This window comes from Thermodesulfovibrio hydrogeniphilus, assembly GCF_054657355.1.
Map to the genome: position 1 here is coordinate 1551717 of NZ_BAAHYW010000001.1, position 18169 is coordinate 1569885.

An 18169-nucleotide genomic window follows, 5' to 3' on the forward strand; every position below is an offset into this window, starting at 1 on the left:
AAAAAGGGGGACTGTATGGCAAGCAAAGTCAAGACTTTCAGAGGAGATGGAGGAGTTAGCTCTGAAATTGGCACTTACAGAGCTGGTGAATTAAGGGGCATCATCAAAATTAATGAGGCTGACTGTGTTGGATGTGATACCTGTAAGAAAGTATGCCCTTCCAATGCTATTAGTGGTTCAATGGGAGAAAAGCACAGTATCAATGTTGACAAGTGCATTAACTGTGGTCAGTGTCTTCTTAACTGTCCATTTAATGCAATTGAACAGATGAGCTTTGTGGACAAAGTTTTAGAAAAGCTCAATGACAAAAAGACTAAGGTTGTGGCTATCATAGCTCCTGCTGTAAGGGTTGCAATTGGTGAAGAATTTGGAGCAGAGCCTGGCACTCTTACAGTTGGCAGACTTTGGGCATCACTTGAAAAAGGAGGCTTCTTTATTTATGACAATAACTTCGCAGCTGATCAGACAATTCTTGAGGAAGGAACTGAACTTCTTGCAAAAGTTGCAGCCCATGCGGGATTAAAGGAACTTCCGGTTGAGCTTTGGGGTAAAAAGATAACCCTTAAAATTGAAGAGTTTGCTCATAAGCCTCTACCTCAGTTTACCTCTTGCTGTCCAGCATGGGTAAGATATGCAGAAATTTTCTATCCAAAAATACTTCCTTATCTTTCAAGTGCAAAATCTCCTCAGCAGATGTCAGGAGCAACTGCGAAGACTTATGGTGCAAAGGTTTGGGGTATTAAACCTGAAAACATCTATACAGTCGGTGTTATGCCATGCACAGCTAAGATTTTTGAAGCTTCCCGCCCAGAGTTTGATTCTGCAGGTAAATTCTTAAAGAAATCAGGGATGAGAGATGTAGATGCAGTTCTTACAACAAGAGACCTTGCAGAATTGTTGAAAAGAAAAGGAATAGACCCTATGAAGATGTCTGAGGATGCTGGTAGAAAACCTGAATTATTCAAATCTTACTCAGGTGGTGCAACTATATTTGGAACAAGTGGTGGAGTAATGGAAGCAGCAGTAAGATTTGCATTTCATGTGCTTTCAGGGCAGTCGCCTCAAGCAATGAGTCCTCAATGGGATTTTGAAAGTGTAAGAGGCTTTACGAAACCTATAGCCTCTGCCACAATTCCTGTTCCTCTAAAGCAAGAATATCAAAAAGCTTTTGGGACAAAAGAACTTCAAATAAAAGTCTGCGTTGTAAATGGCATAGGAACAGATGGCGCTCACCTTAAACCTATTGTTGAAGATGTAATTGCAGGAAAAAGCCCATATCATTTTATTGAAGTAATGAACTGTCCCGGTGGTTGTATAAATGGAGGTGGGCAACCTAAACATGAGATTGAACTTTCCCTTTGGGATCAGTTATTTTACGCTTTTTTTAAAACAAAATAATGGAGGTTAAAAGATGAGTATAAAATCTCTTTCCAGAAGAACATTTCTCAAATTAGCTGGAGCTGGCATAGTCGCTCTTTCATTTTCTAAGCCATCTTTTGCAGGAGATACAAAGCAAAATAATTTTTTTGAGACTGATATTGGAAAAGCAAGACTAAAGCTTATACAGGCAAGACAGGCAGGTCAGTACAAGGATGACAAAATAGTTAGAGAAAAGTTTAAGATTGCTGCATCCCATGAAAATCCAATGATAAAAAGATTTTATTCTGAGTTTGCGCATCATCCACTGAGTGAAGTAAGCGAGAATCTGCTTCATACTCACTATAAGGCAAGGGTATGAATATATAAAGCCCGGGCTTTATGCCCGGGCAAAAGGAAAAGGTCATGGTTGTTTACTACAGTCTTGGAAACCGAAAATATTGGCTTGGCACAATTGATAGATTGATAAAGATATCGGAGATTTTGGCAAAAAAGGGTTATCTTTTACAAAATGTTGTTCCAGTCGCTGAAACTTACAATGATTGGATAATTCTTGATGAAAATTATGTGAGGAAAGTAAGCGAAATTCTTGAAGAAATAACTGAACAGATAGAGGATGACGAAATTTTAAATGACCTTCTGATTTTAAAAGAGGTTTATAACGGTGGAAGTGTAGTTTTTGGATAATTTTTGCCTTACCTCAAGGGATTTTTTTCCTGTGAGGAAGGGAAAAAGATATTCTGAGACCAAAGAAGGTCTGAGGTCAAGGGATGAATAAAAAAATAGGAATAGTTGGCATTATTGTCAATGAAAGAAAAAAGAATGCTTCCTTTGTTAATAAAATCCTCTCAGAGCATTCGGAAATAATCATCGGAAGAATGGGAATTCCTCAAAACAATGCAGACAGGGGTTTTATTTCTCTCTTTGTAGAGGGAGACACAGACAAAATAGGCTCTCTTACAGGAAAATTAGGAACGATAAAAGGAGTAACAGTAAAGAGTCTTTTGATTCCAGTGGAGGGAAAATGAGATTGGAAAAAGACTCACTTGGTGAGATTTTAGTGCAAAAAGATGCGTATTATGGAATTCATACTTTAAGGGCAAAGGATAATTTTCCTGTCACTAATGAAAAAATTCACAGGGAACTTATATGGGCAATGGCTATGGTTAAAAAAGCATGTGCATGGGCAAATAAAGAACTTGGACTCCTTGATGAGAAAAAGGCAGAGGCGATAATTAATGCCTGTGATGAACTTGCTAAAGGAATCTTTGACAGCGAAATTATTGTGGACCCACTTGCAGGAGGTGCTGGAACTTCGCTGAACATGAATGTAAATGAGGTAATTGCAAACAAAGCATTGGAATTTATGGGATATGAAAAAGGCAGGTATGATATTGTTGAGCCTTTGGAAGGTGTGAACATGAATCAGTCAACAAATGATGTTTTCCCAACAGCTGTAAAAGTAGCAGTTGTTAGGCTTCTTAAAGAGCTTGCCAGTGAAGTCGCGCTTCTGCAAGGTGAATTCCAAAGAAAGGAGAAAGAGTATGCGAAGATCTTAAAAGTAGGAAGAACTGAAATGCAGGATGCTGTTCCAGTAACAGTAGGGCAGGAGTTTTCTGCATGGGCAGAAGCATTAAACAGAGATTGGTGGAGGCTAAATAAGGCACAGGAAAGAGTTCGTCAGGTAAATCTTGGTGGTACAGCAGTTGGCACAGGGCTTAACTGTCCAAAGGCATACATTGAGATCGCAATTGAAAAATTAAGAGAATTCACAGGACTTCCAATGGCAAAGGCTGAAAATCTTTTTGAGGCAACTCAAAATACAGATACCTTCTCTGAAGTATCAGGCTTTCTTAAAACCCTTGCAGTTGACCTTATAAAGATTGCATCGGATTTAAGATTTTTAAGCTCAGGTCCAAGAGCAGGAATTGGAGAACTTAAGCTTCCTCATGTTCAAGTTGGTTCATCAATAATGCCCGGCAAGGTAAACCCAGTTATTCCAGAGATGGTCACACAGGTAGGAATTAGGGTTATGGCATCAGATACTGCAGTAAGTATTGCGTGCAGTATGGGAAATCTTGAATTAAATCCGTTCCTTCCACTTATTGCCCATGAATTGATAGGTTCTCTAAAGATGCTTAAAAACTGTTGCAGGATTTTTAGGGAAAAATGTGTATCAGGCATAGAGGTTGATGAGGAAAGATGTCGAGAACTTTTTGACAGAAGTTCTTGTGTTATAACAGCTTTTTCTCCATATCTTGGATATGAAAAATGTGCAGAGATTTACAAAGAGGCAATAGCCACAGGCAAAAAAGTTGAAGCAATATTGATTGAAAAAGGATTTTTTACTGAGGCAGAGATAAAAAATATAACACAGCCACAGGAGCTAACAACTCCCGGTTTTGCAGGGATTAAATATTTAAGGAGGTTTTTAAAATGACAACAGCTTTATTAGAAAAAAGTTGGATAGAAAGTGTGATAAAAGAAGAAGAAATAACAAAGTATATGGACAATGGAAAAGATTTTATAAATGATGAAGAGATATGGGAAAAGCTCAAGAATAATGAGAATTCTGAGCCATCAAGAGTAAGGGAAATAATGGCAAAGTCTCTATCCATTGAAACTTTAGAACCCGATGAAACAGCAGCACTTCTTAATGTAAAGGACCCTGAACTTTGGGAAGAGATTTTTGAAACCGCTCGCCAGATTAAGAAAAAGGTTTATGACAACAGAATTGTCACCTTTGCTCCCCTTTATCTTGGAAACCTTTGCGTAAACAACTGCCTCTATTGCGGTTTCAGAAGGGACAATCATGTAATAAAAAGAAGAGTTCTTACATTTGAGGAAATAGAGAGGGAGACAGAAGTCTTAGCAGGTCAGATAGGGCATAAAAGACTTATAATAAGTCTTGGAGAGCATCCTCGCACTTCAGTTCATTACATAACAAAGGCACTTGAGACAATTTACTCTGTAAAAGTTCCAACTAAAAGGGGGTATGGACAGATAAGAAGGGTAAATGTGAATGCTGCTCCAATGTCAATTGAAGATTTGAAAAAACTTAAAGAAGTTGGAATAGGAACATATCAGGTATTTCAAGAGACCTATCATCATGAAACATATGCAAATGTTCATCCAGAGGGCACACTTAAGCATAATTATCAATGGAGGCTTTACTGTCATCACAGGGCACTTGAGGCAGGAGTTGATGATGTTGGATTAGGTGTGCTTTTTGGTCTTTATGATTGGAGATTTGAAGTGATGGCTCTTTTATATCATTCAAGGGATTTAGAGAAAAAGTTTGGAATAGGACCTCATACAATATCCTTTCCAAGACTTGAACCTGCAGCAAACACACCATTTATTCAAGAAAGTAAATATAAAGTTTCAGATGAAGACTTTAAAAAACTCATTGCAGTGATAAGGCTCTCTGTTCCATACACTGGAATGATTCTTACTGCAAGGGAACCGGCACATGTCAGAAGAGAAATTATTGCCTCTGGAATGATAACACAGACAGATGCTTCAACAAGGATTGGAATAGGAGCTTACTCAGACAGATACACTGAACAGGAGCTTGAACGTCAGCAGTTTCAAATTGGCGATCCAAGAAGCCTTGATGAGGTTGTACGTGAGCTTGCAGAAATGGGTTATATTACGAGCTTTTGCACAGCAGGATACCGTTGTGGAAGAACAGGAGAACGAATTATGACTCTGCTTAAAACAGGAAAAGAGGGAATTTTCTGTAAATTAAACGCTGTTCTTACATTCAGAGAATGGCTTGATGATTTTGCATCAGAACAGACTAAGGCTGCTGGAGAAAGGATCATTCAACAAGAGATTGAAGAGCTTAAAGAAAAAGTGCCACCAAAGGTTTTTGATAATTTGCTTGAATACTACAGGAGAATCCAGAATGGAGAAAGGGATTTGTATTTCTAATGATTTAACTAAAAAACTTAATGAAATTGCAGATTTTGTAAAACAAAAATATGGAGCCCATATCTGGTTTGTTGAGATTCTTGGGAAAAGACATTCATACATAGCAGGACACAGGGAGGATAGTTTTCTTCCGCCTGAAGTTGTTTATCTCAATGAAAGATATGCGATTGTATCAAATGAATGGGAAAAAATTCATGAAAAGGACGAAATACTCTTAAAAGTTAAATCTCTGTTAGGAGAGCAAAAATGAGTGTTCCAAAAAGTCAAAGACTTCATATAGCAATATTTGGAAGAAGGAATGCGGGAAAATCATCTCTTATTAATGCATTAACAGGTCAGAGCCTTGCAATTGTCTCTGATGTTCCCGGAACAACAACAGACCCTGTTACAAAGGCAATGGAGATACTTCCATTAGGTCCTGTTGTGATAATTGATACAGCAGGAATTGATGATGTAGGTACACTTGGAGAGCTTAGAAAGAGAAAATCATACGAAGTTTTGGAAAAAACAGACCTTATCCTTCTTGTAATTGACCCTGAAAAGGGATTTGGAGAATTTGAAAAAGAAGTTGTGCATAGGGCTCAGCAGATGAATACCTCTTTGGTGTATGTTATAAACAAAATTGACATTTACCCTCAAATTAAAAATCAGTTACCTGAAAAGCTTCAGGAAATTCCAGAGCCTAAAGTTTTCGTAAGTGCTTTAACAGGTGAGGGAATTGACGAGCTTAAACAGGCAATAATAAATCATGCACCAAAGGACTGGACTCTTCCAACAGTTATTGGTGATCTTATCAATCCCGGTGACATTGTGATTTGTGTGATTCCTGTTGACAAGGCAGCACCAAAGGGAAGACTTATTCTTCCTCAACAGATTGTAATAAGAGACATCATAGACAACGAATCAATGGCTTTAGTTGTAAAAGAAAGGGAACTACTGCATGCATTCAACCATTTAAATAAAAAACCATCTTTAGTTGTCACAGATGCTTCAGTTTACAACAAAGTTGCAGCAGACACTCCCCAAGACATAAGGCTCACATCTTTTTCAATACTTTTTGCAAGATACAAGGGAGACCTTCAAACCCTTGTTGAAGGAGTGCTTGCAGTAAAAGAAATTAAACCCGGTGATAAAATTCTGATTGCAGAGGCATGCACTCATCATCCTGTTGAGGATGATATTGGAAGAGTGAAGATTCCAAGATGGCTGAGGGCTCAGGTTGGTGGAGAACTTCAGATAGATGTGAAGGCAGGAGGAGGACCTTTGCCTGAAGAGCTCAGTCAGTATAAACTTATCGTTCACTGTGGTGCATGCATGATTAATCGTAAGGAGATGCTCAGCAGAATAATGCAGGCAAAAAGGGCAGGAGTTCCGATAGTAAATTATGGTGTAATAATGGCACATATACATGGAGTGCTTGCGCGAGCACTTTCTCCATTTCCACAACTTCAGTCATTGATAGATGAGACTAAAAAAGAGAGCATGGAAGAGATTCAGATTCTTAAGAAATTAAAAAAGGCAAGGCATGAGTCTTAAAACTGCCATTTCAAATCATACAAAAGCTGAAATTAAGGAACTTCTTGTTGAAACTCCATTTGATAAAGTTGCAAAAATGGCAGATGAAATAAGGAAGCAGATTCATGGAAACATAGTTCATCTGAGAGCAATTGTTGAATTTTCCAATTATTGCCGATGCAACTGCTTGTTTTGTGGTTTAAGAAGGGACAATAAAAAAATAGTTCGTTATAGAATGAATTCTCATGAAATAATTAAGGCTGCAGAGGAGGCTGTTCAAGCTGGATTTAGGACAGTAGTGCTTCAGTCTGGTGAAGATCCATTATGGAGTGCGAAAAAACTCAGTGAAGTCGTAAAAGAGATTAAGAAATTTAATGTTGCGGTTACTCTCTCAGTTGGTGAGCTTAGTTACAGGGATTATGCAATTTTGAAGGATGCTGGAGCAGACAGATATCTTCTTAAATTTGAAACATCAGATGAAAGGCTTTTTAAGGCACTGAAGCCAGATACAACACTTGAAAAAAGAATTCAGTGTATTAAATGTTTAAAAGAACTTGGATATGAGACTGGTTCAGGAATTATTGTTGGACTTCCAGGACAAAACATTGACTCATTGGTGGATGATCTCTTACTTATGAAAGAGCTTGAACTTGATATGATTGGAATAGGTCCTTTTATTCCGCATCCTGAAACTCCATTGAGGAAAGCTCCATTAGGAAATCCCTTGATAACTTTAAAAGTGCTTGCAATTGCAAGAATTCTTCTTCCCTATGCAAACATTCCTGCGACAACTGCATTGGGTGCAATTTCACCTTCACTGAGATTAAAAGCTTTTTTCTGTGGAGCAAATGTTGTGATGCCAGATACAACTCCTGACCAGTATAAGAGGCTTTATGATATTTATCCGGGAAAAACAACGAGTAAAGGCTCTTATGACTACTGGAAAAAAATCTTTGCAGAAATTGGGCGTTTAAGTTTATAAACAAACTTAATGAGGAAAAGAAGGAAATACGGAGATTAGGATTTGGAGAGAAGTTATTAAGACTTTACAAAAATGAGCCAGAATCTTGTAATCAAATCTAAAGATTGTAGCTCATTGATTTTCAATTTCCTAAATTCCGCATAAATTAGGCACTATCAAAGTATTTCCAATTTTCAATATTTAGTAACTTCCCAATATATAACTATTTTTCCCAAAAATAGAAATAGAAATCCAAAAATTGGTATAACCATTTTAAAATTAAGTATTTTTTGATGTCATTGCGAGCATCCGAAGGATGCGAAGCAATCTCTATGAAGGGGAAAAGGCAAGATTGCTTCCTCCTCGCTTCGCTCGGAGTCGCAATGACGAGAAGGGAGAAAGACTGCTTCGCCCCAAATTGCCACGCTATCGCTTGCAACAGGGAGGCTCGCAGTGACGAGTGTCTATCTCTATTTTTGGGTATTTTTTCTTATTCTTGACATACAACAACTAATTATGTCATGTATGCCTAATATAGGCACTATGAGTTATGCAAGATATAAAACAATCGGTAACAAAAAATATGCATATGAGATCACCTCTTATTGGGATAAAAATACCAAATCACCAAGACAGAGGGTAAAGTATCTTGGTCCTGTAGATGAAAATGGAGAGATTATCAAAAAGTCTGATTATGAAAAGCACAAAGAAAAATATATTTTAGATTTTGGAGAAGGATTTCTCTTAAGTGAAGTATTAAAGAAGACAGGGATAGATGAATTAATACAAGAGGTCTTCAAGAAAGACGCGGCATTAATACTGTCCTTATTAATCTATCGGGTTACACAGCCTTCAGCTATGATGTATGCACAACACTGGTATGAAGGCAATGTGGTGAGATTTATATATAAAACCAAAGGACTTTCATCTCAGGGTATAAGCAGAGTATTAAAGGTATTGGGGGATGAAGGAAAGCAGAGAGAATTTTTCAAAAAATATATAAGATCTTTTACAAAGCCAGTAGAGGGAATAATAATAGATACTACCGCACTCTTGTCCAAAATAAATTTTTTAAAAAGCTCCGATCTGGGTAAAATAGATAAACATTTAGCTTAAAAATTAAAGACCCAGATTGGAGGTGTATATGAATAAGTATAGCAGTATTTTCAGTCAAATTCTATCCCTTTTTCCAAGATTAGAATTTGAGAAGTCAGTCAAAGCAGACAGAAGCTGAGCGTAGAGCAAAAGGGTTTACGAGTTGGGGGCAATTTGTAGCTATGTTATTTTGTCAACTTGGGCAGGCGCATTCTCTAAGAGAGATATGTAATGGACTTGCCAGTTGTATTGGCAAGTTAAGGCATCTTGGTATAAAAGAAGCTCCAAAGAGCTCTACCCTTGCCTATGCAAATGAACACAGACCGTGGGAACTTTTTCAAGCAGTATTTTATATGCTTCTTCAGAGATGTCAGTCTAAATTTACTGGCAAGAGGAAATTCAGATTTAAGAACAAGCTAATGAGCTTTGATGCATCTGTAATAGAGTTGTGTGCAACAGTATTTGACTGGGCAAAATTCAGAAAGACTAAAGGTGCGGTAAAGTTGCATTTACTACTTGACCACTCAGGATATTTACCTGAATATGCGCATATAACAGAAGGTAAAGTGCACGAAGTAAACATATTAAGGAGACTTCAATTTTGTTCTGGTGCCATAGTAGTAATAGACAGAGGGTGTGTTGACTATGCTTTATTTGGTAGATGGACAGAGGAGGGGGTATATTTTGTAACAAGGTTAAAGGACAACGCCTCTTATAAAGTGATAAAGAGCCTACCAGTGCCAAAGAACAGAAACATAATTCGGGACGAGATAATCAAGCTTAAGGGTTTTTATGCAGAGCAAGACTGTCCATATGAGCTACGGAGGATAGAGGTCATGGATAAGGAAACAAAAGATACAGTTGTGCTACTCACGAACCAACTGAACTTTGGTGCAACGACCATATCAGAGATATACAAAGACAGATGGCAGGGCAGATTTTTTAAGACATTGAAACAAAATCTAAGAGTAAAAACCTTTGTAGGGACATCAGCGAATGCACTTAAGATACAGATATGGACGGCATTAATAGCGATACTGATACTGAAGTATCTGAAGGAGTTATCAACATTTGGATGGTCATTAAGTAATCTAGTTGCATTGTTGAGACTAAACCTATTTACATATAGGAATTTATGGGAATGGATAAATAAACCGACAGAGACACCCCCACTTCATCAACTTTTGAATAAAAAAATTTTAAAATCAATGAGTTATAATTTTTAGATTAGCCTACAAAATTCTCTCGCACTTTCGTAAGTTCTGAAAATCTTATCCCCTACTCCCAATATTCTCAGTATCTTTTTATGTTCCTCCTTAGCTTTGCTCATAATCCTTATTTTCTCCCCCTCTATCTCAAAACCTCCTATCCCTATCTTATAAAATTTGTCCAAACACTTCTTCAGACTGTTTTCTTTGCTCTCCCTTAACCATCCTTTCTCCTTCAACTCATCCATTAGCCTGTTTAACACTGTCTGGGCTACCACACATAAAAATATATGCGTCCTTACTCTCCTGTCTTTATAATGATATATCGGTCTTATCTCTACAAAATCCTTTAACTGCTTGAATGCATCCTCCACTGTCTGTAATTCCTTATACTGCCTCTCTATCTCTTCATCTTCTTCCTTTATTAATGTCGTCTGCAAAATATACTTCCCACACATATCATATGCCTTCTTTATAGCTTCTTGCTTTGCTATTATCTGAAATCTGCCTTCTTCGTATCTGAAATCATAATAATTCTCAGCTCCACTTTTTGTCAGTTTCCTCTGCGCCCTCCTCAGTATTTTCTCCCTGTCTCTTAGCTTTCCACTTTCTACCATCTGCCTTACTTTTTCCAATGCCTCCCTGCCCCTTTTAAGTATACTTTCCAATGGGAAGTTATAATAAAATTGTGTCTATTGTGCAGATATTTTTTGGATTAGAGGAAAATGGGAACTAAAAAGAATAATAGCACAAAAAAAACAATTTATGGAATAACCTTAAAAAAGGAGGAATGGGAAGTGATAAGGCAGTTTGGGCTTGAAAATTTTATTAAAGAAATTGCAGAGATGCCACCTCAGGAAAGCATTAAAGTTTTAGCTGAGATGCTTTTTAATTTATTGATGAAGAAAGAAAGAGATTTTTTTGTAGAGGCAGACTCTGACAACAAATCAAATGGGTTTTATCAAAGACAGCTCGGATGTATGTTTGGAAATTTAAATTTGTCAGTGCCAAGAGACAGACAGGGAAGATTTCGCTCCGCAGTGCTACCACCTCATTGGAAAAGATTTGACAAAGATTTTGAGGATTTCATCCTAAATCTGATTCTGCAGAGTTATTCTCCATCAAAGATCAAAAGTCTTCCAGAAAAGCATGAATCTTCCATATTCTCCTGAGCAAATAGAGGAGTTAAAAGAGGAGTTATACAGTAAAGCAAAAGAATTAGTAAGCCGAGAACTGCCTTCTGATTGTTTTGCCCTATTTTGTGATGCATATCATACAGAGATGAAGGATGAAAGCAGAAGAATTCGTAAAGCAGTCATCTATACGGTTTTAGGGATAGATATGCAGATGAAGAAAGATTTGTATGGGTATTATGTTTTTATTGGCTCAGAAAACAAAGGAGATTGGCTCAAGATATTTAACAATCTGATTAGCAGGGGATTGAGGAGAGTAATGATAATTGTCTCTGATGATTTTCCAGGGCTTAGTGAGGCTGTAAAGACCTTATTTCCTCAAACTGACCATCAACTTTGCCTTGTTCATATGCAAAGAAATATTTACAAAAATATGTCAAAGGCTGATGCAAGGCAGTTTAGTGAAGAGATTAACAGAATAAAACACATAGGCGATTATGAGGATACTGTCAGGGAATTTGAAGATGTGCTAAAGAGATTTGAAAAGAAATATCCTGCCTATATAAAGATGCTAAATAGCAAGAAGGAGAATTATTTTTGTTACAAGAAATATCCAGAAGAGATAAGAAAGCACATATATACAACGAATGCGGTAGAGAATATAAATAGCAGGCTGGAAGTCTTAAGGGTAAACTCTGGAGGGTATTTTCAATCTGAGAAAACTGCATCAGTGGCTATATATGTGATAGTAGATAAAATAAGAAAAGGCAGATGGAGCAAACCGATGGCTGTATCTCGTGGGGTATTGTATGAACTTCAACAAATGTTTCAGATGAGATTTGCGCATGAGACACAAAATTCTTGACAACTGTCTAAGTAGGTGGACAACATTGCGAACGGTCTTTAAGACCTATGACAAATCGTCCTTGCCCACCTTCTTTCTTCCTTTTATTTTAACTTATCCCTGTTTAGTGTCCATATATTTATCATACGATGACGAAAAAGAGAAGTGCTCGCGATGACGAAGGAGAGGGGGTCATTGCGAGCCTGCCGACAGACAGGCGAAGCAATCTCATCTTTTACCTTTTTATGTCTTACGTCTTACGTTTTACGAACACTTAGGGATTGCTTCGCCTCGCTGGAATGACAGAGTGGTGAAGATTGCTTCGGGACTTCGTCTCTCGCAATGATACTTCCTTCCCGTCATCACGAGGCTTGCGAACAAGCCAAGTGATCTCTCTTTAGACATGAGGAGATTGCTCCGCTCGCCATGATAAGTACAAGTAATGCTCGCAACACCAAGTAAAATTAATGCTTGCAATGACAGAGAGGCAGACATTGACAGGAAAATGGGCTTGCAATTACGATTGTCTATCCTTATTTTTGCACTTACACTTGAGTTTTTTTGCTTAAGATTGATACTATAATAAGATTTAGAAAAATCAGGAGGTGAATGATGAATTTTTTTTATTTGATATCGGATGCATATGCAATGGGACCTGCTCCACAGGGTGGACAACAAGGTGATCCCATAATGAGCCTTATTGCAAGCCTTTTGCCTTTGATTTTAATTGTTGTAGTTTTCTACTTTCTGCTCATAAGACCTCAACAGAAAAGGGCAAAGGAACATAGGCAGATGCTTGAGAATCTTAAGAGGGGTGACAAGGTTATTACAATAGGTGGAATTTACGGAGTTGTGGAAAGTGTCAATCCGAACACAGTGGTGCTAAAAATTGCCGAAAATGTTAAGGTTAAATTTTCAAAACAATCAATTGCCGCACTTAGACCACCAACAGACGAGGATTAATATTAAAAAATGAGAAAAGGTATATATTTTAGAGCTGGACTTATACTTTTTACTGTTATAATTGCCATTGTATTTTTTTTGCCAAATACTCCGCTTTTTGATTACATGCCTGATTGGTGGAAGAAAAATCTGCCAAATAAAGGAATTGTGCTTGGACTTGATTTAAGAGGAGGCTCACATCTTGTATTTGAGGTTGATTTAAAAAGGGCAAGGGAGATTACAGTTGAGAGAATAGGGATGCATCTGCAAAGCCTTCTTGAGAAAAAAGGAATAAAGGCTTCAGTAAAGGTTGATGGTGAAAAAATTTCTATTCAACCTGCCAATGAAGAGGTAAAAAAAATAATCAAGGAAAACTATCCAGATATCTCTTACTCTGAACAAGGCTCAAGCATTATATGCCAGCTTCCTGAAAGCGCTTTAAAAAGGGTTGAAACAACAGCAGTTGAGCAGGCAATTGAGGTAATCCGTAACAGAATTGACCAGCTTGGAGTTGCTGAGCCTACAATTCACAGACAAGGTGAAAACGAGATTATTGTTCAGCTTCCCGGTGTAAAGGACCCTAAAAAAGCACTTGAAATAATAGGAAAAACTGCTCAACTTGAATTTAAGCTTCTTGACGAGGAAACTCCCCTTTGGAGAGAACTTCCATCTCTCATAAAAGCTGGTGAGGAAGAGGCATTTCTTTCTCAGTGGAGAAATAAAATTCCTGAAGGAGATGAGATAGTTTTTCAAAGAATTGTCAATAAAGAAACGGGCGAGGTTTACAAAAGACCATATATTGTCAAAAAAGAAACTCTTCTTACAGGAGACCTCCTTGCTGAGGCTCATGTAAGCATTGACCAGAGATTTAATGAACCCTATGTATCACTCAGATTTAACGAAGCTGGTGCAAAAATTTTTGAAGAAATTACTGGTAAATATGTAAAAAGAAGGCTTGCCATTATACTTGATGGTAATCTTTATTCAGCTCCCATGATTCAGGAAAAAATTGAAGGTGGTAATGCTCAAATTACTGGAAGCTTTACCCTTGAGGAAGCTAAGGATTTGGCAATAGTGTTAAGGGCAGGTGCGCTTCCAGCTCCTGTAAATCTCATACAAAATGTAACAGTCGGACCTACTCTTGGAAGGGATTCAATTGAAGCTGGAAAGCTTGCTGTAATAATTGCATCAATTTTAGTAGCTGGATTTATGATTTTCTATTATCGTTTGAGTGGTCTAATTGCTGACTTTGCTTTGGTTCTGAATATTGTTCTTCTCATTGGTGCATTGGCAGCCCTGAATGCAACCCTTACACTTCCTGGAATTGCAGGAATTGCTCTTGCAATAGGAATGGCTGTTGACTCCAATGTTTTAATGTTTGAAAGAATAAGGGAAGAGCTGAGGCTTGGGAAAACACCAAAGGCATCTATTGAAGCTGGCTATAAAAAGGCATTCTGGACAATCTTTGACTCCCATGTAACCACATTGATTACTGCTGCCGTGCTTTTCCATTTTGGCTCTGGACCAATAAAAGGATTTGCTGTAACGCTTTCTCTTGGTGTTGCAATCAATCTTTTCACCGCATTAATAGGAACAAAAACAGTCTTTGACTTTATATACATAGGAAAGGAGAGGAAGACCCTGAGCATATGATACAGATACTTGGAAAAACAAACATTGATTTTCTTGGAAAAAGAAAATTTACATTAATAATATCGCTGTTGCTTATTTTATTAGGCTTATTTGCAATTTTTCAAATATACACTGGCAATGCAAATTTAGGAGTTGATTTTGCTGGTGGTTTGAGTTTACAGGTACGATTTTCCCAGCCTGTCACTTTACCTGAGGTAAGAGCAGTATTGGATAAAGCAGGGATCAAGGATGCAGATATTCAGGATTTGCCTGCAGAGAAAAAGGTTCTGATAAAACTAAAAAAACAGTATCAGGATGCTCAGGATACTATTGAAAAGGCTTTAAAGGAGAATCTGTCTTCTAAAGAACCAATTATTGAGGCAATCACTCAGATAGGTCCGAAAATAGGTGAAAGAACCAAAAAAGACGCGCTCTTGGCAATAATAGCTGCTACGGTGGGAATTTTAATTTACATTGCAATAAGATTTAGATTTCACTTCTCTATTGGAGCAACTGTTGCAACTTTCCATGATGTTATGGCAGTGCTTGGAATTTTTTATATACTTGGGAAAGAGATCAATCTTATATTTATCAGTGCTCTTCTTACGATAGCAGGTTATTCTCTTACTGACACAGTGGTTGTTTTTGACAGAATCAGGGAAAATCTTGGAAAAGTTGCGAAAGGCACAATGACTCTTGAATCCTTAACGAACAAAAGCATAAATGAGGTGCTTTCAAGAACAATTGTAACTTCTCTTACCACTTTGATGGCTGCCTTTGCATTATTTTTCTTTGGTGGAGAAGTATTGCATGACTTTGCCCTTGCAATGATATTAGGAATCATTGTTGGAACATATTCTTCTATCTTTGTAGCAAGTCCGGTGGTGCTTCTTCTTGGCAAAAACTCGCTTCTGAAGAAGTAAAATGCAGTACACAGATTGGGTTGTAATCAAAACGAATAGAGAGTTTTTAGAATACATTTCTAAACTCCTCAATATTTCAATACCAACAGCTCAGGTTCTCGTCTCAAGAGGACTTAAAGATGTTGATGAAATCTATTCTTTCTTAAATCCAAGTCTTGATAGCATTGATCCTTACGAGATATCAGGAGTAAAAACTGCGGTTGAGATCATAAAAAATGCAATTCATTCAGGAACTAAAATCTTAATTAATGGCGATTATGATGCAGATGGTATAACATCCACTTCAATACTTTACGATATACTGAAAAGAAAAGGTGCTGATGTTTATTATCACATACCCCACAGAATTCAGCATGGATATGGATTAAGCTTTTTCAGCATTGAGGAAGCAAAAAAAGTTGGAGCAAAACTGATAATAACTGCAGACTGTGGAATAAGGGATTTTGAAGCTGTTGAATATGCGAAGAAAGAAGGAATTGAAGTAATTATTACAGACCACCATGAACCTTTGAGAATTGATGGGCAAATAATTGTTCCAAATGCTTTAGCAGTAATAAATCCTAAGATAGATGGCAAGCCTTTATATAATTTCCTTGCAGGAGTTGGCGTTGCATTCATGCTTGCTCTTGGTTTGGACAGAGAAAACGCTTTTCATTATCTTGACCTTGTTACATTAGGAACTTACGCAGATATGGTTCCCCTTACCCATGCAAATAGAGCTTTGATAAAACATGGCTGGCAGTTAGTTGAATCACCTGAACGGGAGGCTCTAAAAAGGCTTAAAAGCATAACTGGAGTAAATTCAACAACGCTCAGAGGTTTTCATCTTAGCTACTGTCTTATTCCAAGAATCAATGCACCGGGAAGGGTTGACCATGCCAAAGATGTAGTTAAATTCTTACTTGCAGAAGAGGAATCTGAGCTTGATGCCTTAAGTAAATGGCTAAATCAAATGAACTCATTAAGGCAAAGTATAGAAGAAAAGATAATGACAGAGGCAGAAGAAAAGCTTGCTGAAGAGTTTAATGATGAACCAGTAGTTGTTCTTTGGGGAGACTGGCATCCCGGAGTTGTTGGAACTGTTGCAAGCAAATTAGTTGACAGATATAATAGACCAGCCTTTGTTTTTTCTATTCAGGCAGATAAGGCAAAGGGTTCAGCAAGAAGTCCAGCGGGAGTTGATTTACAGGAACTTCTCAACAGCTGTAGGGATCTGTTAATCCGATTTGGAGGTCATAAACAAGCAGCTGGTATGACTCTATTGAAAGACAATATTTTATCCTTTAAAGATAGGCTTTGCACGGTTGCTAAAGATATGACAAAGGAGATAAAAAATATACTCTATCTTGATGCATCGGTTAATTTAAATGAAATAACAACGAAGGTAGCAGAAGAGATAAGCATTCTTGAACCCTTTGGAGAGGGCAATCGGGAACCGATATTTGGAGCAAAGGAATTAACTGTGATAAATTTAAGAAAGGTTGGCAACAATCACCTAAAAATGTTTTTAAAGCAAAACGGAACAACAATTTCTGCTATTGGATTTGACATGGCAGAAGAGCCTGTAATGGAGGGATGCCTTGTTGATGCTGGATTTATGCCTACTATAAACGAATGGGAAGGAAATAGAATCCTTCAGCTTCAACTTAAAGCTTTAAGAAGGTCTTTAAGATGAGATTTACAGTTACGGATTTGCTTCAAAAGAAAGAAAAAAGACAAAAAATTACAATGCTAACAGCTTATGATTTTCCTTTCGCAAGGCTTGTTGATGAAGCTGGAATAGACATGATACTTGTTGGAGACTCCCTTTCAATGGTAGTGCAAGGCAATGAAACAACATTGCCAGTTACAATGGATGAGATGGTTTATCATACAAAGATTGTTGTAAGAGCAACTCAAAGGGCAATGGTAGTGGCAGACATGCCATTTATGTCCTATCAAATAAGCGTTAAAGAGGCAGTAAGAAACGCTGGAAGATTTGTAAAAGAGGCAGGAGCACATTCAGTAAAGCTTGAGGGTGGAAGAGAAATCCTTGAGCATGTAAGAGCCATTACAGAGGCAGAAATTCCAGTGATTGGACATTTAGGACTTACTCCTCAGGCAGTGCTTAGAATGGGAGGATATAAATTACAGGGCAAGGAGCCTGAGCAGGCAGAAAGAATTAAAGAAGATGCAATAAAACTTCAAGAAGCAGGAGCAGTGGCAATTGTGCTTGAAGTTATTCCCACAGAGCTTGCAAAACAAATTACAGAAAGCCTTGAAATCCCTACCATTGGAATTGGAGCCGGACCTTATTGTGACGGACAAGTTCTTGTTATTCACGATATACTCGGACTTTTTGAAAGATTTACTCCAAAGTTCGTAAAAAGATACGCAAATCTCAGGGAAGAAGCCCTTAATGCCATAAAAAAATACAAAGAAGAGGTTGAAAAGGGAGTATTTCCAGATGAAGAGCATTCTTTTTAGGAGATAAATCGTGCGATTTTCAAGTGTCATTGCGAGGGACAAAGTCCCGAAGCAATCTTGCTTTTTTATGCTCCGCTTTGTAACTGCAAACTTCAAAGGGGGCAAAGAAGTTTCTGAGATTGCTTCGGCATCCTAAC

The 18169-nt window shown here is 37.6% G+C and carries 19 protein-coding genes; 18 read left to right on the plus strand and 1 reads right to left on the minus strand.

Going from position 1 to position 18169, the window contains the following annotated elements:
• Positions 1–15 precede the first annotated feature (15 nt).
• From ACYQ3P_RS07770 to ACYQ3P_RS07820, 11 genes are all read left to right on the plus strand, one after another.
• Positions 16–1398 carry a [Fe-Fe] hydrogenase large subunit C-terminal domain-containing protein gene (locus ACYQ3P_RS07770; RefSeq protein ID WP_460177352.1) on the plus strand — a complete coding sequence of 461 codons (1383 nt, stop codon included), beginning with the start codon at positions 16–18 and terminating at the stop codon, positions 1396–1398.
• 13 nt (positions 1399–1411) lie between these two features.
• Positions 1412–1738 carry an iron hydrogenase small subunit gene (locus tag ACYQ3P_RS07775; protein WP_460177353.1) on the plus strand — a complete coding sequence of 109 codons (327 nt, stop codon included), beginning with the start codon at positions 1412–1414 and terminating at the stop codon, positions 1736–1738.
• 20 nt (positions 1739–1758) lie between these two features.
• Positions 1759–2064: a hypothetical protein gene (locus tag ACYQ3P_RS07780; protein ID WP_460177354.1), complete on the plus strand. Its 306-nt coding sequence runs from the start codon at positions 1759–1761 to the stop codon at positions 2062–2064.
• An 83-nt stretch (positions 2065–2147) separates the two neighbouring features.
• A complete protein-coding gene (locus tag ACYQ3P_RS07785) occupies positions 2148–2405 on the plus strand; it encodes a TM1266 family iron-only hydrogenase system putative regulator (RefSeq protein ID WP_460177355.1) in 258 nt (85 codons plus the stop codon).
• Positions 2402–3817: an aspartate ammonia-lyase gene (locus ACYQ3P_RS07790; protein WP_460177356.1), complete on the plus strand. Its 1416-nt coding sequence runs from the start codon at positions 2402–2404 to the stop codon at positions 3815–3817. Before ACYQ3P_RS07785 ends, ACYQ3P_RS07790 begins: the two co-directional genes overlap by 4 nt.
• Entirely contained in the window at positions 3814–5313 is a 1500-nt protein-coding gene (gene hydG, locus ACYQ3P_RS07795) for a [FeFe] hydrogenase H-cluster radical SAM maturase HydG (RefSeq protein WP_460177357.1), read from the plus strand. Before ACYQ3P_RS07790 ends, hydG begins: the two co-directional genes overlap by 4 nt.
• Positions 5288–5563, plus strand: a complete 276-nt coding sequence (locus tag ACYQ3P_RS07800; protein WP_460177358.1) for a hypothetical protein — start codon at positions 5288–5290, stop codon at positions 5561–5563. Before hydG ends, ACYQ3P_RS07800 begins: the two co-directional genes overlap by 26 nt.
• Positions 5560–6849 carry a [FeFe] hydrogenase H-cluster maturation GTPase HydF gene (hydF, locus tag ACYQ3P_RS07805; RefSeq protein ID WP_460177359.1) on the plus strand — a complete coding sequence of 430 codons (1290 nt, stop codon included), beginning with the start codon at positions 5560–5562 and terminating at the stop codon, positions 6847–6849. Before ACYQ3P_RS07800 ends, hydF begins: the two co-directional genes overlap by 4 nt.
• Positions 6839–7810 (plus strand): [FeFe] hydrogenase H-cluster radical SAM maturase HydE, encoded by a 972-nt coding sequence (gene hydE, locus ACYQ3P_RS07810; protein WP_460177360.1) that lies wholly within the window; start codon positions 6839–6841, stop codon positions 7808–7810. The genes hydF and hydE overlap by 11 nt, the downstream gene beginning before the upstream one ends.
• Before the next feature lie 432 nt (positions 7811–8242).
• Positions 8243–8905 carry a hypothetical protein gene (locus tag ACYQ3P_RS07815; RefSeq protein ID WP_460177361.1) on the plus strand — a complete coding sequence of 221 codons (663 nt, stop codon included), beginning with the start codon at positions 8243–8245 and terminating at the stop codon, positions 8903–8905.
• Positions 8906–8991: 86 nt separating this feature from the next.
• Positions 8992–10110, plus strand: coding sequence for an IS4 family transposase (locus ACYQ3P_RS07820; RefSeq protein ID WP_460177362.1), 1119 nt, complete (start codon positions 8992–8994; stop codon positions 10108–10110).
• On the opposite strand, the gene ACYQ3P_RS07825 is transcribed toward ACYQ3P_RS07820, so the two are convergent.
• Positions 10107–10760, minus strand: coding sequence for an IS1634 family transposase (locus ACYQ3P_RS07825; protein WP_460177363.1), 654 nt, complete (start codon positions 10758–10760; stop codon positions 10107–10109). The two genes, ACYQ3P_RS07820 and ACYQ3P_RS07825, sit on opposite strands and share 4 nt — an antisense overlap.
• 57 nt (positions 10761–10817) lie before the next feature.
• Between ACYQ3P_RS07825 and ACYQ3P_RS07830 the strand changes: the two genes are divergently transcribed.
• From ACYQ3P_RS07830 to panB, 7 genes are all read left to right on the plus strand, one after another.
• On the plus strand, positions 10818–11264 hold the full coding sequence (locus ACYQ3P_RS07830; RefSeq protein WP_460177231.1) for a transposase: 447 nt from the start codon (positions 10818–10820) through the stop codon (positions 11262–11264).
• Positions 11242–12090, plus strand: coding sequence for an IS256 family transposase (locus ACYQ3P_RS07835; protein WP_460177364.1), 849 nt, complete (start codon positions 11242–11244; stop codon positions 12088–12090). Before ACYQ3P_RS07830 ends, ACYQ3P_RS07835 begins: the two co-directional genes overlap by 23 nt.
• Positions 12091–12678: 588 nt before the next feature.
• Positions 12679–13032, plus strand: a complete 354-nt coding sequence (yajC, locus tag ACYQ3P_RS07840; RefSeq protein ID WP_460177365.1) for a preprotein translocase subunit YajC — start codon at positions 12679–12681, stop codon at positions 13030–13032.
• 9 nt (positions 13033–13041) lie between these two features.
• Positions 13042–14664 carry a protein translocase subunit SecD gene (secD, locus tag ACYQ3P_RS07845; protein ID WP_460177366.1) on the plus strand — a complete coding sequence of 541 codons (1623 nt, stop codon included), beginning with the start codon at positions 13042–13044 and terminating at the stop codon, positions 14662–14664.
• Entirely contained in the window at positions 14661–15566 is a 906-nt protein-coding gene (gene secF / locus ACYQ3P_RS07850; protein ID WP_460177367.1) for a protein translocase subunit SecF, read from the plus strand. The genes secD and secF overlap by 4 nt, the downstream gene beginning before the upstream one ends.
• Before the next feature lies 1 nt (position 15567).
• Entirely contained in the window at positions 15568–17241 is a 1674-nt protein-coding gene (gene recJ, locus ACYQ3P_RS07855) for a single-stranded-DNA-specific exonuclease RecJ (RefSeq protein WP_460177368.1), read from the plus strand.
• Entirely contained in the window at positions 17238–18032 is a 795-nt protein-coding gene (gene panB, locus ACYQ3P_RS07860) for a 3-methyl-2-oxobutanoate hydroxymethyltransferase (protein WP_460177369.1), read from the plus strand. The genes recJ and panB overlap by 4 nt, the downstream gene beginning before the upstream one ends.
• Positions 18033–18169: the final 137 nt, after the last annotated feature.